The sequence below is a fragment of the [Bacillus] caldolyticus genome (assembly GCF_003595605.1).
GTDB lineage: Bacteria > Bacillota > Bacilli > Bacillales > Anoxybacillaceae > Geobacillus > Geobacillus thermoleovorans.
The window spans coordinates 656672-671027 of the sequence record NZ_CP025074.1; the positions used below are offsets into that span (position 1 = coordinate 656672).

Here is a 14356-nt window from a genome sequence, read left to right on the forward strand (position 1 = left end):
GAATCCGTTGTTTTTCACCAACCTTTTAGATAATATTCTATCATTTTTTTTCGTAAATTCAATATTTATAGAAAAAATATCAGTAAATTTTTTGATTCCTTTCCAGTCTTATACCTCATAGAAAAACATGACTGTGAACTACAGCTCAGTTTCAACCACTATTTTTTGGACAATAAATAAGCAGATGCTCCACGAAAGGAACATCTGCCTAAGCAATGAACAAAAAAGTGGAAAAGGACACAGCTTGACCGCGGCCGCCCATTCACGATCGATTATTGCTTTGTTCCCTATAGTTATTTAAACGCCATCGCCGCCCGCACCGCTTTTTTCCAGCCATCGTAGAGCATCGTTCGCTTGTCGTCATCCATCTTCGGCTCAAACCGGCGCTCGAGCTGCCATTGGGCGGCGATGTCATCTCGGCTGTTCCAGTAGCCGACCGCCAGCCCGGCCAAATACGCCGCACCCAAGGCCGTCGTTTCATTCACAACCGGACGTTCGACCGGAACGGCAAGCAAATCGCTCTGGAATTGCATAAGGAAATTGTTTTTCACCGCCCCGCCGTCAACGCGCAACGTGGTCAGCGAGATGCCGGAATCGGCTTCCATGGCGGCGAGCACATCTTTTGTCTGGTAAGCGAGCGATTCCAAGGTGGCCCGGATGAAATGCTCTTTCGTTGTGCCGCGCGTGAGGCCAAACACCGCCCCGCGCACCTCGCTGTCCCAATACGGTGTACCAAGCCCGACGAACGCCGGGACGACATACACCCCGTCAGTCGACTCGACTTTTTCAGCGTACGCTTCGCTGTCAGCCGCCGTTTTGATCATCCGCAAGCCGTCGCGCAGCCATTGAATGGCCGAGCCGGCAACGAAGATGCTGCCTTCAAGGGCGTATTCCACCTTGCCGTCAATCCCCCAGGCGATTGTTGTGAGCAGCCCGTGTTTCGATTGCACCGCTTTTTCCCCCGTATTCATCAGCATAAAGCAGCCGGTGCCGTACGTATTTTTCGCCATCCCTTCCGTAAAGCACGCCTGGCCGAACAAAGCCGCCTGCTGGTCGCCCGCGGCTCCCGCGATCGGCACCTCCACGCCGAAGAAATGATGCGGAACCGTTTTCGCGTATACTTCCGAGGACGGGCGCACCTCAGGAAGCATCGCCTTTGGCACGTTTAAAATCGCAAGCAGCTCGTCATCCCACTCGAGCGTATGAATGTTAAACATTAATGTGCGCGACGCGTTCGAGTAATCGGTTACATGGGCGCGGCCGCCGGACAGCTTCCAAATGAGCCACGTATCAATCGTGCCAAAGAGCAGCTCTCCTCGCTCCGCCCGTTCGCGCGCCCCCTCGACATGGTCCAAAATCCATTTCACTTTTGTCCCGGAAAAATAGGCGTCAATAAGCAAGCCGGTTTTTTCGCGGAATAGCGGGTCATACCCTTTCGCTTTCAGTTCATCGCAAATGCCGGCCGTCTGCCGCGACTGCCAGACGATGGCGTTGTAAATCGGGTTGCCGGTGTCTTTCTCCCACACAACCGTCGTTTCCCGCTGGTTCGTAATGCCGATCGCCGCCACTTGTTCCGGCTTCACTTGCGCCTCGGACAAGACGCTGGCAATGACCGCAAGCACCGATCCCCAAATTTCATTGGCGTTGTGCTCGACCCAGCCGGGCTGCGGAAAATATTGCGTAAACTCTTTTTGCGCCATATGGACGATTTCGCCCTTTTGATTGAACAAAATCGCGCGCGAACTCGTTGTGCCTTGGTCGATGGCTAAAATGTATTGATTCATGACATTCTTCCCCCTTCACCTTTATTTGCTTACAAACCCGGTACGCCAACTAGAGAGAACGGCGGCTTGCGGCGCTGGTTGTTTTTCCTTTTGCCATCTTCGCCGCCGCCAAAACGACTGCGGTTGCCGCCAGCACTCCCCATAATGCGCCTGTCGGTTTTCCCAAGAAAACGGCTTTATAGACCAAACTGCCTAACGCGCCGCCAAGCAGCGGTCCGACGATCGGCACCCATGCGTACGACCAGTTTGATGATCCTTTCCCTGGGATGGGCAGCAAAAAGTGGGCTAACCGAGGCCCAAAGTCGCGGGCCGGATTAATGGCGTATCCCGTCGTGCCGCCGAGCGACAGGCCGATCGCCACGATCAAAAAACCAACGATAAATGGATTGAGCCCATCAGCGAATTTGTTGGCGCCAATGGCCAAGATGGCCAAAACCAACACAAACGTTCCGATGATCTCGCTAAGCAAGTTGGCAGCCGTATTCGGCACTGCCGGACCCGTCGCAAACACGCCAAGCTTGACACCCGGGTCGTCTGTTTCCTTCCAATGCGGCCAATAGTGGAGATAGACGACGGCAGCCCCAACCATAGCGCCAAGTACTTGTGCCAACACATAGCCAGGGACATCTTTCCATGGAAAATCACCGCTTATGGCCAATGCCACTGTCAGCGCTGGATTGAGATGGGCGCCGCTATACCGGCCGACAGCGTATACGGCCACGGCCACCGCCAGCCCCCACCCCATCGTAATGACAATCCAGCCCGAATTGGCCGCATATGATTTCTTTAAATTGACCCCGGCGCACACACCAGCGCCGAAAATGATGAGCAGTGCCGTGCCGATGAATTCCCCTAAAAATGGCGACATTTGTTCTCTTCCCCCTTTTCATTCGTGATTTCCTCTGCTATTTCCTGCTTGGGCGGCCCCTCCGGAGGGTTAGCCGTTGGGTGGAAAAACAAAAACCCACACACTTCCCCGCTAAGCAACGAGGAATATGTGTGGGTCTCCGCTTCTCCACCACAACGTTATTAACTTGCTTTTAGCATATCATCTGTTGAAAACGCTGTCAACCTATTTCTTCGGCAAGAGTCAGTCAAGACTTTGTGGAGAACATTTTTTCGGTTCACTACGGGCGTTGTCAATCACTAGTTAGCGAACCATTTTCAGGAATTAATATCGTAAGCGCTTTCGGACTCTCATCCCTCATCTTGAGGTGATGATATTGTATTCCATTTTTTTACACCCAACCACCATCCCGGAGCGCCGACAACGCTTGATGGATCGGCGTCCCGGATGACCGCTGCAGACACGGTAGATTCTGACGCACCACATCTGCCCATAACCGTCCGGCCTTCCGTTTGGCCTGTTCGATCCGCTTGGACTTTGTTGAGGCCGAGACGGCCGACTGGGGCTCTTGCTCCTCCCACCGTCCCTTTCTCCACCCGATCCCGTCGATTCGGGCTGCCATCGCCCTCAGAAACGCCCGAAGCCCTTGGTCTTTCCAGCTGCGGCGGGATTTCACCCGATGCGCAAACCGGCTCATCACGCTCTCGGCGTGGCCCATCGGACGCATGCCGGTCGTCTCCACCCCTTGCTCCGACAGCCACTCCCGATAGTCCCGGATGCATCCCGGCATCGACTCGATCCGGCGGATCATGGCAGCCATCTGCTTCTCTTTCGCTTCGTCCTCCAACGTGCCGACCGCGCTGTTCAGCTCGACCAAAAGTCCTTCTTCGTCTTGTTTCGCCAGCTTCTTCCGCACCTCCCGCCAACGCGGATGGCCGGACAGACACTGACGCAGCTCCCGCGCCACATGAAATCGATCCAGCTGAAAGCAGGCCCGCTTTCCAAAATACTCCCGGCAGGCTGTGATCCACGACGCCGCGTCGCCGTTGATGATCAAAAGGTCCCGGCACGGGTCATAGGCATATTCGTTCATCAGCCACTCTTCAAACCGTTCCCACACGTCTCCCTCCCCTTCATGGAGGTAGTGGCGCCGGTTCACGAGCTCGAGCTGCGAACCGTTTCGTTTCCATCCCTCGTGAACCGCCAGGATTTTCTCTTCTTTCGCCCGTTTCCCTTTCCCCTGGCGGGAAATAAACAGCCCATCCGCCTCCACAAATAGCACTCGGCCGTGCCGTTGGGAAACAGGGTGGTGCAGCGAGACAGGGGCCTCCAGCACCAGTTGGCGAATCGCCTCGTGGCTTAGGACCGCATACCCCACGATCGACTCCAACGTACGGGCTGCTTTGCGGTAGGAAGAGCACTCTACGGCCAACTCGACCGCCGTTTCCTCGAGGCAAGGGCTGATCGACTGCGCTCCATCAAAGCCCAGTTCGGCATCCAGCAAGAAGGTATACGCCCCCGCCTGCCGATCATAGTAGTAGTTCCGTCGAAACGTCACTTCTCCAAACAGCGTTTGGATCGTGGTCGGCCGTTTGTCTTTCAGCTGATACCGGCGCTTGTCCCGCGCTTCCGCCAGTTGTTGATCAATCTCCTCCAAAAGGGCCGCCAACAAGACAGCGAACACCTTTTGAAGAGTTCTGACTAATTGTTCCTCCAGCTCTTTTAATAAAGGCCATTCTGTGGTAAGATGTTTCATGGACTCTCTCCCTCCTGTTTTCGGTTGATGTTGACAATCACCATCATAGCAGGGAGAGAGTCCTTTTTTCACGACATTTGCTTTTTCTACCGCGCTTCGCTTGGTGGCCCCGACGAGCGTCGCGAACAAAAGTTCGCAACCCTCGTCGGGGATCATTTCGGAATGTCACCCACAAATATTTTACTCACACCTTCGGCAAAATTTGCACGTAATCGAAGTCGAGCGTATCGACCGCGTCTTCGATATGAAGGCGGGTGATGAACCGGTACGACCGGCCGGGGCGCGATGGCGGCAAGGTTTCCGGAATCGTGTAGGAAAACGGGATTTCCTTTTTCTCGCTCGGCTTGATCCAAAACGCTCCGGCCGCCGGAATGACGGCGACAATGGCATCCAGTTCCTTGCCGTTTTCGATTGTTTTTTGCACGAGCTCCACATCGAGCCGCTCGATCCTTTGTTCCACCGTTCCGCCGTAAATGTGGACGATCCCTTGAATCATTTCCCCCTGGCGCCATAACGATTTATTTAAGATCAAGTCGACGTGCGCCGACCCGACTCCGACTCTTGACATCATTTTGCGCAATAACACCGTAGTCACCTCTTTGTCTCTCTTGTCATATCATCATACGAAAAAACGAAGCCGCTTGTTTCAACGCGAGCCAAAAAATAAACAGACGATGCTGGCGCGGCACGTCTGCCCCTGGGAGAAACAGGGACGAATGCGGCTTGTTTTGTTACCGCTTACATTCGAGATTACCGCATTCGCCTTCCGCTGTCAATTGGTTATTCGTACACATTTTCGTTTTCGATAATGTAATCGATTCGAATGACCGGGACGTCCTGTTGCTCGACTTCCGCGACAATCAAGCCGACGCGGTCATTATAGATGCAAAACATATCCAGCCCTTTGCGAAACGCCGACTCTCCGTACGAAAGAACCATGTGGTAAATTTTATTGTCGCTGAAATAGCGGCGGCTGACCCGGCTCCCTAACCGGACGATCACTTCTTTTCCCGCGATTTTTCCGCGGTACATCCGCTCTCCCCCTTTTTGTCGTTCCTATTCCAATGTATGGGCGTTGTGGCCCGCTCATGACTATTTTCTCCCCCAGCGGCCCGTTTTCCTTTTCAACGCATTGTTTTTCGGGCCGGCAAACAATTTTTTCGGAAATTTCCTTTCTTTTGCTTGACGCGGCCACCCGCGGTAGTGTATAGTAAAGTCATCATATAACAGAATATATTTCAGGCATTCAACATGAAGGTGCATCTTGGATGGCTGTGAAGTATATTTTGTTATTTGATAAAAATCTTGAGGTTAGCCGAACAGGCTAAAGGTATTAGGAGGAATTCAGTATTATGCAACGTGGTAAAGTAAAATGGTTTAACAACGAAAAAGGCTACGGTTTCATCGAAGTGGAAGGCGGTTCCGACGTATTCGTCCACTTCACGGCGATCCAAGGTGAAGGGTTCAAAACGTTAGAAGAAGGCCAAGAAGTTTCGTTTGAAATCGTCCAAGGAAACCGCGGACCGCAAGCAGCGAACGTTGTCAAATTATAAGACTTCGTTGACATAGACGAGAGAACGGGAGCGGAACGAGAGGCACCCTGCTTAAGCAGGGTGCCTTTTTCATTGCGATTTGCATAGATTCAACCAAGCGGCGAACAATAAAAAAAGGGAGGTGTTCATATGGCCAGACGCGATGCCGACGTACATACGGGATACAACGACTTAAAGCAAGTGGAAATGTTCGTCGAGACGGCGGAGAAAATGGTCGGCCAGGCGACGATGCAGCTCGACCCCGAGATGCTTCGCCATGCCGAACAAGCGGTGAAAAACGCCCGCGACCAACTTGCGCGCGCCCGCCAAGAAGCAACGGGCGTCGACGGTGATTTTCTCGCCCGTTGCGAACAAACATTGGCCCGCGCCGAACACCAGCTTCGCGAGGCGCGGCAATAACAGCAAAACGATATATATAGATGCAACGAAATCGTTTAACATATCCTTGACGGAAAAGTGGCTCATCCATTTTTGACTGTCGAAGGCAAGCCTATGGCTTGCCTCCGTCACGCTTTAGCGTGACGGAAGACCGAACAACGACTCGCTTCCAGACCCATTCATGGGTCTGGAAGCGGTGTTGTTCGGTCACTCGACAGTCGGATGAAATGATCGGTAAAAACGAAAAATGTTAAAGCTTTAAATTGCATCTATATAGATGCAACCAAAACGTTTAACATATCTTTTCTTTGACAGAAAAGACACTTATCAATTTTTCGACTGTCGAGGGCAAGCCTTTGCTTGCCTCCGTCACGCCTTGGCGTGACGGACGATCGAACAACCACCCGCTTCTCAGACCCATACATGGGGCTGAAAGCGGTGTTTGTTCGGTCGTTCGACGGTCGATCCAATGCTCAGTAAAAATTGCATCTATTAAGGCGGAGGACAAACAGCGATTTCCTTTTGGAGTGAAAAGAAGAACTGCTTTTGAGGTTTCTCCATGTTAAAACGTATGTTCTGTCAATCACCGGCCTTCGCAGCGCATCCGCTTCCTCCGTTCAAACGCCAAAGCTTGCCTGGTCGCAGCCGGCACCGCCCCAGGCCCGCGAAAGCGCAGATTGGGGCTCCTATCGCCCGCACCAACCGCCTCTTGAAAAAAATTCCTTCATTACCGACGCGAACGCGGCGGCGCTGATAGAAGCATCTCCCCGTACTGCCGCATTTGTTCCCCGACCGTGCATTGCTGGATGCAAAACGATTGGGCGTACGTTTTGCCGTACTCTTTCCGGAACGTGCTTTTTAAAAAGCAGCCATCGCAGTACGTTTCCTCCAGCCAAGCGATTTGGTCCAATATTTCTTTGCGTCGGTTCCGCTTCTTTCCCATACGACCTTACCCTTTCTCCGTCAATTCCGTTCGGCTTGTGATGATCCGCCCTTCAAGCGCCTGGCGGGCGAGCGAATCCGCCTCTTTATTTTGTTTGCGCGAAATCGGCTCGTACGCCGGTTCGATGTGAAGCTCGCGCATTTTCGCTTCAATGCGGTCAAGCCAGATGTTGAAATCGTCCTCAAAACACGGCCAATCGCCGGACAGCTGCTTTAACACGACGTGGGAGTCGCCGCGGAACGTCACCGGCAAATGATGGACGCCAAGTTCCTCGAGCAGCTGCATGACAAACCAAAACGCCGCATACTCTGCCTCATTATTGGATTTGATTTCGCCGAGCCGGCGGTTGGCGCGCAGCCGGTAGCGATGATCGTTTTGCTTATAGTATACGACCGCGCCGGCGCCGCCTTGGGACGTCTCATGGTCAAAGCCGCCGTCGAAATACACAACGATCTCATGCGGCTCGCCGGCGATCTCCTCAAGCAGCTTTTGCAGCTCTTTTTTTGACCACACCGTGCCGTTTCGATCGACGAACTCCACTGTTTTCGTCCGCCCGGTTTTTTCAAAATCATCCGCCAAAGCGAGCGCCTTTTTGGCATCGACCCAATCGGAGACAAGAAACGCCTCTTGTTTTTTCGGCGTGATATACGTCCAGTGGATTTGTACGTCCAACGCATTGTCACCCTTCCGCGTGGCGATGATCGGAGCTGGTTTTTATTTTACCACACTTGCGCCCTTGTTCATTACCTAATATTATGCGCAATTTCTTCTTGTATCAACCATTTTGCCGCAGGCGCCCATCTTTTTTCCAAAATATCTATCTTTTTCGGCCTACTTGTGGTACACTAGCGGCTAGCACCCAAAATGAGATGGGGCGCAAGCATATGAAGAGGGAGGATTCGAATTGAAGCGTCAAACCATAGCCGATCTGAGTCTGCTAATGGTGACGTTCGTCTGGGGGGCGACGTTCGTCGTCGTCCAAAATGCCATTTCGTTTTTGGAGCCGTTGTCGTTTAACGCCGTTCGCTTCAGTTTGGCCGGCTTGTTGCTTCTCGCTTGGATCGCTGCCGCTTCCCGCCCACTCTTCGGCCAGTTGTCATGGCGAGTCATCGGCGCTGGGGCGTGGATGGGGCTATGGCTGTTTTGCGGCTACGCATTCCAAACGATCGGACTGTTGTATACCACTTCCTCGAAAGCCGGCTTTATTACCGGACTGAGCGTTGTGCTCGTTCCATTGTTTTCCTTTTTGATTTTAAAGCAAAAACCGTCTGTGAATGCGGTCGTTGGAGCGGCACTTGCCGCGTTCGGCCTGTATTGGCTGACAGGGGGAGCGGAGCTGTCGTTCAATCAGGGCGATTTCTTTGTCTTTCTTTGTGCTGTTTCCTTTGCCATGCACATTATCGTCACCGGCCGCTATTCCTCTCAGTATTCGACGATGCTGTTGACCATGGTGCAAATTTTTACCGTCGGCATCCTCTGTTTCTTCTTTGCCTTTTGGTTTGAAGACGCCGCGCAAATGTGGAATATGGCGGTGCTCCGCCGTCCGGAAGTATGGGGGGCGCTCGCTGTGACATCGTTGTTGGCGACGACCGCGGCGTTTCTCATCCAAACGGCGGTGCAAAAATATACGACTCCCGCCCATGTCGCGCTGATTTTCGCCATGGAGCCGGTGTTCGCCGCTTTGACCGCCTACCTTTGGGCTGGAGAGCGGCTGTCGCCATCGGCCTGGCTTGGCGGCGCTGCGATTTTGGCCGGCATGATTTTCGCCGAACTGCCAAGCATGCGCCTCTGGGGCAGACGGTGGCGGGAAAAGCGGAACATCCCATCGTAGCCGCAACGATTGCTCTTAGCGAAAAACAGTGAAGCTTTCCTCCTTTGCTTATATTTTGACCAAGGGCGGCCATACTATCCGTAAAGAGCGGAGGTGAGAGCAATGACCAAAAACGGCGGCCGAAACCGCGGCACGAAGGCGCCGGGCGTCAACCCGCAAGGCTTTGGCCAAGACGGAACGTTCACCCCGGATCCAAAAAGCAAGCTTGAGAACGCAGCGAAAAAGCTCAACACAAAATAAAAGCAGGCTTCCCGATATGGGAGCCTGCTTTTTGTCGTTATTGTTTCACTTTCGCCAATTTTTCGCGCAACACCATTTGCAAAATGCCGCCGTGGCGATAGTAGTCGATTTCGACTTCACTGTCAAAGCGGACGATGACCTCAAATTCTTTCTTCTCACCCGTATCCGGGTTCGTCGCCGTCACTTTGACGAGATCGCGCGGTTTGACGTTTTCATCGATGTGAATGTCGAACACTTCTTTACCCGTCAAGCCGAGCGTCTCCGCATTTTCGCCTTCTTTGAATTGCAGCGGCAGGACGCCCATCAAAACGAGGTTCGAGCGGTGGATGCGCTCAAAGCTTTCGGCGATGACCGTTTTAATGCCGAGCAAGAACGTCCCTTTCGCCGCCCAGTCGCGCGAGCTGCCCATGCCGTAGTCTTTGCCGGCGATGACGACAAGCCCAGTGCCGTCTTGTTTATATTTCATGCACGCATCGTACATCGACATCACTTCGCCGGTCGGCCAGTACGTCGTATAGCCGCCTTCCGTGCCCGGCGCAATTTGGTTGCGGATGCGGATGTTGGCAAACGTGCCGCGCATCATCACTTCATGGTTGCCGCGCCGCGAACCGTACGAGTTGAAGTCTTTCGGCTCGACGCCTTTCGAGATCAAATATTGGCCTGCCGGCGTGTTTTTGCCGATCGACCCAGCCGGCGAAATATGGTCAGTCGTGACCGAATCGCCGAACTTGCCGACGACGCGCAAGCCGGTGAGAGGTTCGACTTTGCGCACTTCCGGCGACAAGCCTTCAAAGAACGGCGGATTTTGAATGTACGTCGAGTTTTCATCCCATTGATAAAGCGGCTCATCCGTCGTTTCGATGGCGTTCCAGCGCGGATTGCCGTCGAACACGCGCTCATATTCTTTGCGGAACAGTTCCGGATCGACCGCTTGTTTCACGACGGCTTTTACCTCTTCCATCGACGGCCAAATGTCGCGGAAGTAGACGTCATTGCCGTCTTTGTCTTTGCCAATCGGCTCGTTCAACAAGTCAATGTCGACCGTGCCGGCGAGCGCATAGGCGACAACAAGCGGCGGCGATGCCAAATAGTTGCCTTTGACAAGCGGGTGGATGCGGCCTTCAAAGTTCCGGTTGCCGGATAGGACGCTTGTCACAAGCAGATCGCTTTCCGCAAGCGCCTTTTCGAGCTCCGGCGCAAGCGGACCCGAGTTGCCGATGCATGTCGTGCAACCGTAGCCGACGACGTTGAAGCCGAGCTGTTCAAGATACGGAAGCAGCCCCGAGTCACGCAAGTAGCCGGTGACGACTTTCGAGCCCGGCGCGAGCGACGTTTTCACGTATTTCGGCACTTGCAAGCCTTTTTCAACCGCTTTTTTCGCCACTAAGCCAGCGGCGACGAGGACGTACGGGTTCGACGTATTCGTACAGCTTGTGATCGCCGCGATGACGACAGCGCCCGTTTTCAATTTCACTTGTTCGCCGTTCAGCTCGACCGTAATTTCCCGCTCTAAGTCCGCTTCCGTCAAGCCAAAGCCTTGGTTGCCTTGCGGGGCTTTCACCGCGTCGCGGAACGACTGTTTCATTTTCGAGAGCGGGATCAAGTCTTGCGGCCGTTTCGGCCCCGACAAGTTCGTTTCGATTTCCGACAAGTTGATTTCAACGACATCCGTAAACACCGGCTCCGGTGCATCCGGCGTGTAGAACAAACCGTTCGCTTTGCAATACGCTTCGACGACTTGAACGTGATGTTCGTCGCGGCCGGTCAAGCGCAAATAGTCAAGCGCTTCGGCGTCGACCGGGAAGAAGCCGCACGTTGCCCCGTATTCCGGCGCCATGTTGGCGATCGTCGCCCGGTCCGCAAGCGGCAAAGTCGCCACTCCTGGTCCGAAAAATTCGACGAATTTGCCGACGACGCCTTTTTTCCGGAGCACTTGCGTCACCTTAAGCGCCAAGTCGGTGGCCGTCGCTCCGTCCGGCAGCTTGCCTGTCAGGCGGACGCCGATGACTTCCGGCACCGGGAAGTACGACGGTTGGCCGAGCATGCCGGCTTCCGCTTCAATGCCGCCGACCCCCCAGCCGAGGACGCCGAGGCCGTTGATCATCGTCGTATGCGAGTCCGTGCCGACAAGCGTATCCGGGAACGCTTCGTACTCGCCGTTTTCCCCTTCGACCGCGTGAACGACGCTTGCCAAATATTCCAAGTTCACTTGGTGGACGATCCCCGTTGCCGGCGGAACGGCGCGATAGTTATCAAATGCTTTTTGCGCCCATTTCAAAAACTTGTACCGTTCGGCGTTCCGTTTGAATTCCAAATCCATGTTGTACTCAAGCGCATCGTCCGACCCGTAGCGGTCGACTTGCACCGAGTGGTCGATGACGAGATCGACCGGAATTTCCGGGTTGATTTCGTACGGATCGCCGCCCAAATCGGCCATCGCTTTGCGCATCGAAGCCAAATCGACGACCGCCGGCACGCCGGTGAAGTCTTGCAAAATGACGCGCGACGGCTTAAACGGCACGTCAATGTCTTTCATTTCCGGCGTTCCCCATTTCGCCAAGTTTTCGACGTGCTCTTTCGTGATGACGCGGCCGTCGACTTGGCGAAGCACCGATTCAAGCAATACTTTGATCGAGTACGGCAGGCGGCTCACCTGGCCGATGCCCGCTTCTTCAAGCGCTTGCAAACGGTAGTAGTTGTACGTTTTGCCGTTTACAACAAACGAAGAGCGGGCGTTGAACACATCTTGTTTCGCCATATGTATAACCCCCTTCACTTCACAATAATACTATACTATTTTTTCGCACAAAAGTCGAAAAAATAGCATGAATTCTCCCAATCCCCATAAAGTTCGGCACGACTTTATCTTATTACAGAACAGGACAAGTTGTAAATAATGATTTCCAATGTCTCGCCATATTACTTCCTTACCGCGGCAAAAGAGGAATAAGGCGCCCGTTTCATCGCAAACTAGAAGCGGAGGTGAAACGAATGGCGAAGCGAAAAGCAAACCACGTGATCCCTGGCATGAACGCCGCCAAAGCGCAAGGAATGGGCGCCGGATACAACGAAGAGTTTTCCAATGAACCGCTGACCGAGGAGCAGCGCCAAAACAACAAAAAACGAAAAAAGAACCAATAGCGTGGCGGCCATTTCGCCATCCCGGCCTGCCATAGCATGCAAAAAGGGAATGTCCGCCGCCGGCATTCCCTTACTCGTTTTCATTGACTTCGTCAACGATCGCCTGCAAATCGCTGCGGAATTTTTCGAGCTGCACGCGTTGTGTCTCCGAGGCAACTTCGAGCGCGTTTTCAATTTGGGCGAACGCCTCGTTTACTTCTTGCCGAAGATGGGTCAGCTGGTGGCCGTAGTCGGCTTGATCACGCACCAAGTGATCGTGCCATTCTTTCGCTTCCATCGTCGCCTTTTGCGCTGCTTGAAACGCCTCTTGCTTCGTTTTATGGTAAACCATGGCTCGTCCCTCCTTCGCAGTCATCGCGGTCGTTCACTACTTATCGTTTCAAACCGGGCGCAAATTATGCGCCGAATAAGCGAAAGCACAACGCCGCATGCTAACGGACAAAGGAGGGACAACAAATGACGAACAAAAACGACGGCAAAGATATGCGCAAAAACGCCCCAAAAGGCGACAATCCTGGGCAGCCGGAGCCGCTTGACGGTTCGAAAAAAGTGAAGAACCGCAATCACACGCGGCAAAAGCACAACACAAGCCACGATATGTGACGCAAACAAGCGGAGTTTTCCTTCTCCGTTCAGCCGAGACCGGCGGCAGCCGGGAGGGCTGAACGGCTGGTGCTATTATGTTTACATAATAAAATTATTGTAAAATCAACAAAGCGGGCGGTCGCTAGAACAGCCCGTTGCCGCCCGCCTTGGGTTCATTCCCGTTGAAGCAAATCATCCTCCCCGGGCAACAAGCCGGCCGACGGCGATTATGATTCGGCTGTTTGCCGCTTAAGCGCTTCATACAGCTCCACGAATTCAGCGGCTAAATCCTTGACCGTGATCGCCGTCATTAAATGATCTTGGGCATGCACCATCAGAAGCGTCACCACCGGCTGCCCGCCGCTATGCACAAAACAAAAGAACGAGGCCTTATTCGACCCCGTTCATCTCGTGAAGACATGGTGCCCGATGCGAATCGTCACCGGACGCGACAACATCCATTTGTCTTTTGTGATTTTCGGATTGTAGAAATAAAGCGAGCCGCGGCGATCGTTTGGGAATAAGGCTAGCGCCTTGTCGACCGCCTCGTAATCCTGCTTTGTCGGCTGAATGCGGGTCAATTTCCCCGTTTTGGCTGGTACAAACGCGTAGCCGGATTTCGTTTTTTGATAAATGACGCCGCGCACCGTCTTTGGAAACTCCGGATGCTTTGTGCGGTTTAAAACCACAAGCGCCACTTCCACCTTGCCGGCAAACGGCTCGCTCGAACCGGTCTCCGCTTGCACAAGCTGGGCGAGCAGCTTCCGGTCAGCGGCGCTTAATGAGATCGATTTCTTCTTTGCCGGCGCCGAAGCCGATCGCTTCGCCGCAGCCGGCACTTTCAGCTTTTCGCCGACATAAATAGCATCGCTTTTTAACCCGTTTAACGACTTTAACGAAGCAACCGAAGTATGATATTGTTTGGCGATCTTCGACAACGTATCGCCTTTTTTCACTTGATAGTATGTATACGAGCCAGCCGCTTCCGCCGACAGCTCATGAGAGCTTAACGCCATACAGCAAATGATCGTGAGCGCTGCAATCGTCTTTTTCACTCTGCGCATCCCCCTCATCGTTGCCTTTTGGCTTTTTTTCTTTGTTTACTAGATTAGCAGGCAAAGAAGGGAACGTCACTGTATATCTTTTCCATACAAAGCGGCCGGCGGCTTTCAATCCATTGGCGCTGTAAGGCGGGACAAGCTTTTTTACAGTTGCATTACAGTTGCGTTACGGTTCGTAACAAGCCGCCGTTTGAAACTTGCCAAACAGCAAGCTTTTCGACATAATAGTAGACGAAT

At 53.3% G+C, this 14356-nt stretch carries 16 protein-coding genes and 1 pseudogene; 6 read left to right on the plus strand and 11 right to left on the minus strand.

From position 1 onward, the window contains the following. Positions 1 to 293 precede the first annotated feature (293 nt). From glpK to CWI35_RS03455, 5 genes are all read right to left on the minus strand, one after another. A complete protein-coding gene (gene glpK / locus CWI35_RS03430) occupies positions 294 to 1784 on the minus strand; it encodes a glycerol kinase GlpK (RefSeq protein WP_013523471.1) in 1491 nt (496 codons plus the stop codon). A 49-nt stretch (positions 1785 to 1833) separates the two neighbouring features. Beyond that, the gene (locus CWI35_RS03435; protein WP_119877495.1) at positions 1834 to 2652 is read right to left on the minus strand and encodes an MIP/aquaporin family protein; all 819 of its coding nucleotides are present in this window, start codon (positions 2650 to 2652) and stop codon (positions 1834 to 1836) included. A gap of 370 nt (positions 2653 to 3022) precedes the next feature. Continuing rightward, positions 3023 to 4387: an ISLre2 family transposase gene (locus CWI35_RS03440; protein ID WP_119877350.1), complete on the minus strand. Its 1365-nt coding sequence runs from the start codon at positions 4385 to 4387 to the stop codon at positions 3023 to 3025. A 184-nt stretch (positions 4388 to 4571) separates the two neighbouring features. Continuing rightward, the gene (locus CWI35_RS03450; protein ID WP_119877497.1) at positions 4572 to 4973 is read right to left on the minus strand and encodes a sporulation protein; all 402 of its coding nucleotides are present in this window, start codon (positions 4971 to 4973) and stop codon (positions 4572 to 4574) included. Between the two features lie 194 nt (positions 4974 to 5167). Continuing rightward, positions 5168 to 5419 carry a hypothetical protein gene (locus CWI35_RS03455; protein WP_023634186.1) on the minus strand — a complete coding sequence of 84 codons (252 nt, stop codon included), beginning with the start codon at positions 5417 to 5419 and terminating at the stop codon, positions 5168 to 5170. 320 nt (positions 5420 to 5739) lie between these two features. Between CWI35_RS03455 and cspD the strand changes: the two genes are divergently transcribed. Both cspD and CWI35_RS03465 read left to right on the plus strand, forming a co-directional pair. Beyond that, positions 5740 to 5940, plus strand: coding sequence for a cold-shock protein CspD (gene cspD, locus CWI35_RS03460; RefSeq protein WP_003251474.1), 201 nt, complete (start codon positions 5740 to 5742; stop codon positions 5938 to 5940). A 129-nt stretch (positions 5941 to 6069) separates the two neighbouring features. Beyond that, positions 6070 to 6339, plus strand: a complete 270-nt coding sequence (locus tag CWI35_RS03465) for a DUF2564 family protein (protein ID WP_011230852.1) — start codon at positions 6070 to 6072, stop codon at positions 6337 to 6339. A 706-nt stretch (positions 6340 to 7045) separates the two neighbouring features. Here CWI35_RS03465 and CWI35_RS03470 read toward each other — a convergent pair. Together CWI35_RS03470 and CWI35_RS03475 are read right to left on the minus strand one after the other, a co-directional pair. Next, positions 7046 to 7261 carry a zinc-finger domain-containing protein gene (locus CWI35_RS03470; RefSeq protein ID WP_011230850.1) on the minus strand — a complete coding sequence of 72 codons (216 nt, stop codon included), beginning with the start codon at positions 7259 to 7261 and terminating at the stop codon, positions 7046 to 7048. 6 nt (positions 7262 to 7267) lie between these two features. After that, positions 7268 to 7933, minus strand: coding sequence for a ribonuclease H family protein (locus CWI35_RS03475; protein WP_119877498.1), 666 nt, complete (start codon positions 7931 to 7933; stop codon positions 7268 to 7270). Between the two features lie 232 nt (positions 7934 to 8165). Between CWI35_RS03475 and CWI35_RS03480 the strand changes: the two genes are divergently transcribed. Beyond that, a complete protein-coding gene (locus CWI35_RS03480; RefSeq protein WP_011230848.1) occupies positions 8166 to 9092 on the plus strand; it encodes a DMT family transporter in 927 nt (308 codons plus the stop codon). 102 nt (positions 9093 to 9194) lie between these two features. Beyond that, complete coding sequence (sspL, locus tag CWI35_RS03485; protein ID WP_011230846.1) at positions 9195 to 9332, plus strand: small, acid-soluble spore protein L; 138 nt, start codon at positions 9195 to 9197, stop codon at positions 9330 to 9332. Positions 9333 to 9369: 37 nt separating this feature from the next. On the opposite strand, the gene acnA is transcribed toward sspL, so the two are convergent. Next, a complete protein-coding gene (gene acnA / locus CWI35_RS03490; RefSeq protein WP_033025150.1) occupies positions 9370 to 12090 on the minus strand; it encodes an aconitate hydratase AcnA in 2721 nt (906 codons plus the stop codon). Between the two features lie 233 nt (positions 12091 to 12323). Here acnA and sspO point away from each other — a divergent pair, with 233 nt between their 5' ends. Beyond that, entirely contained in the window at positions 12324 to 12473 is a 150-nt protein-coding gene (gene sspO, locus CWI35_RS03495; protein ID WP_033025147.1) for a small acid-soluble spore protein SspO, read from the plus strand. A 70-nt stretch (positions 12474 to 12543) separates the two neighbouring features. Here the strand turns inward: sspO and CWI35_RS03500 are convergent, their stop codons facing one another. Further along, positions 12544 to 12804, minus strand: a complete 261-nt coding sequence (locus CWI35_RS03500) for a hypothetical protein (protein ID WP_033025146.1) — start codon at positions 12802 to 12804, stop codon at positions 12544 to 12546. Between the two features lie 125 nt (positions 12805 to 12929). On the opposite strand from CWI35_RS03500, the gene CWI35_RS03505 reads away from it, so the two are divergent. Beyond that, on the plus strand, positions 12930 to 13076 hold the full coding sequence (locus tag CWI35_RS03505; RefSeq protein ID WP_011230843.1) for a small acid-soluble spore protein P: 147 nt from the start codon (positions 12930 to 12932) through the stop codon (positions 13074 to 13076). Between the two features lie 209 nt (positions 13077 to 13285). Here the strand turns inward: CWI35_RS03505 and CWI35_RS03510 are convergent. Together CWI35_RS03510 and CWI35_RS03515 are read right to left on the minus strand one after the other, a co-directional pair. Next, positions 13286 to 13423: pseudogene (locus CWI35_RS03510) on the minus strand (PTS lactose/cellobiose transporter subunit IIA); the annotation flags it as partial. Positions 13424 to 13462: 39 nt separating this feature from the next. Continuing rightward, a complete protein-coding gene (locus tag CWI35_RS03515; RefSeq protein WP_239691247.1) occupies positions 13463 to 14131 on the minus strand; it encodes a cell wall hydrolase in 669 nt (222 codons plus the stop codon). Positions 14132 to 14356 lie beyond the last annotated feature (225 nt).

Coding starts and splice junctions, on each gene's coding strand:
- glpK (WP_013523471.1), bottom strand. CDS start 1,784: ATGAATCAATACATTTTAGCCATCGACCAAGGCACAACGAGTTCGCGC.
- CWI35_RS03435 (WP_119877495.1), bottom strand. CDS start 2,652: ATGTCGCCATTTTTAGGGGAATTCATCGGCACGGCACTGCTCATCATT.
- CWI35_RS03440 (WP_119877350.1), bottom strand. CDS start 4,387: ATGAAACATCTTACCACAGAATGGCCTTTATTAAAAGAGCTGGAGGAA.
- CWI35_RS03455 (WP_023634186.1), bottom strand. CDS start 5,419: ATGTACCGCGGAAAAATCGCGGGAAAAGAAGTGATCGTCCGGTTAGGG.
- cspD (WP_003251474.1), top strand. CDS start 5,740: ATGCAACGTGGTAAAGTAAAATGGTTTAACAACGAAAAAGGCTACGGT.
- CWI35_RS03465 (WP_011230852.1), top strand. CDS start 6,070: ATGGCCAGACGCGATGCCGACGTACATACGGGATACAACGACTTAAAG.
- CWI35_RS03470 (WP_011230850.1), bottom strand. CDS start 7,261: ATGGGAAAGAAGCGGAACCGACGCAAAGAAATATTGGACCAAATCGCT.
- sspL (WP_011230846.1), top strand. CDS start 9,195: ATGACCAAAAACGGCGGCCGAAACCGCGGCACGAAGGCGCCGGGCGTC.
- acnA (WP_033025150.1), bottom strand. CDS start 12,090: ATGGCGAAACAAGATGTGTTCAACGCCCGCTCTTCGTTTGTTGTAAAC.
- sspO (WP_033025147.1), top strand. CDS start 12,324: ATGGCGAAGCGAAAAGCAAACCACGTGATCCCTGGCATGAACGCCGCC.
- CWI35_RS03500 (WP_033025146.1), bottom strand. CDS start 12,804: ATGGTTTACCATAAAACGAAGCAAGAGGCGTTTCAAGCAGCGCAAAAG.
- CWI35_RS03505 (WP_011230843.1), top strand. CDS start 12,930: ATGACGAACAAAAACGACGGCAAAGATATGCGCAAAAACGCCCCAAAA.
- CWI35_RS03515 (WP_239691247.1), bottom strand. CDS start 14,131: ATGAGGGGGATGCGCAGAGTGAAAAAGACGATTGCAGCGCTCACGATC.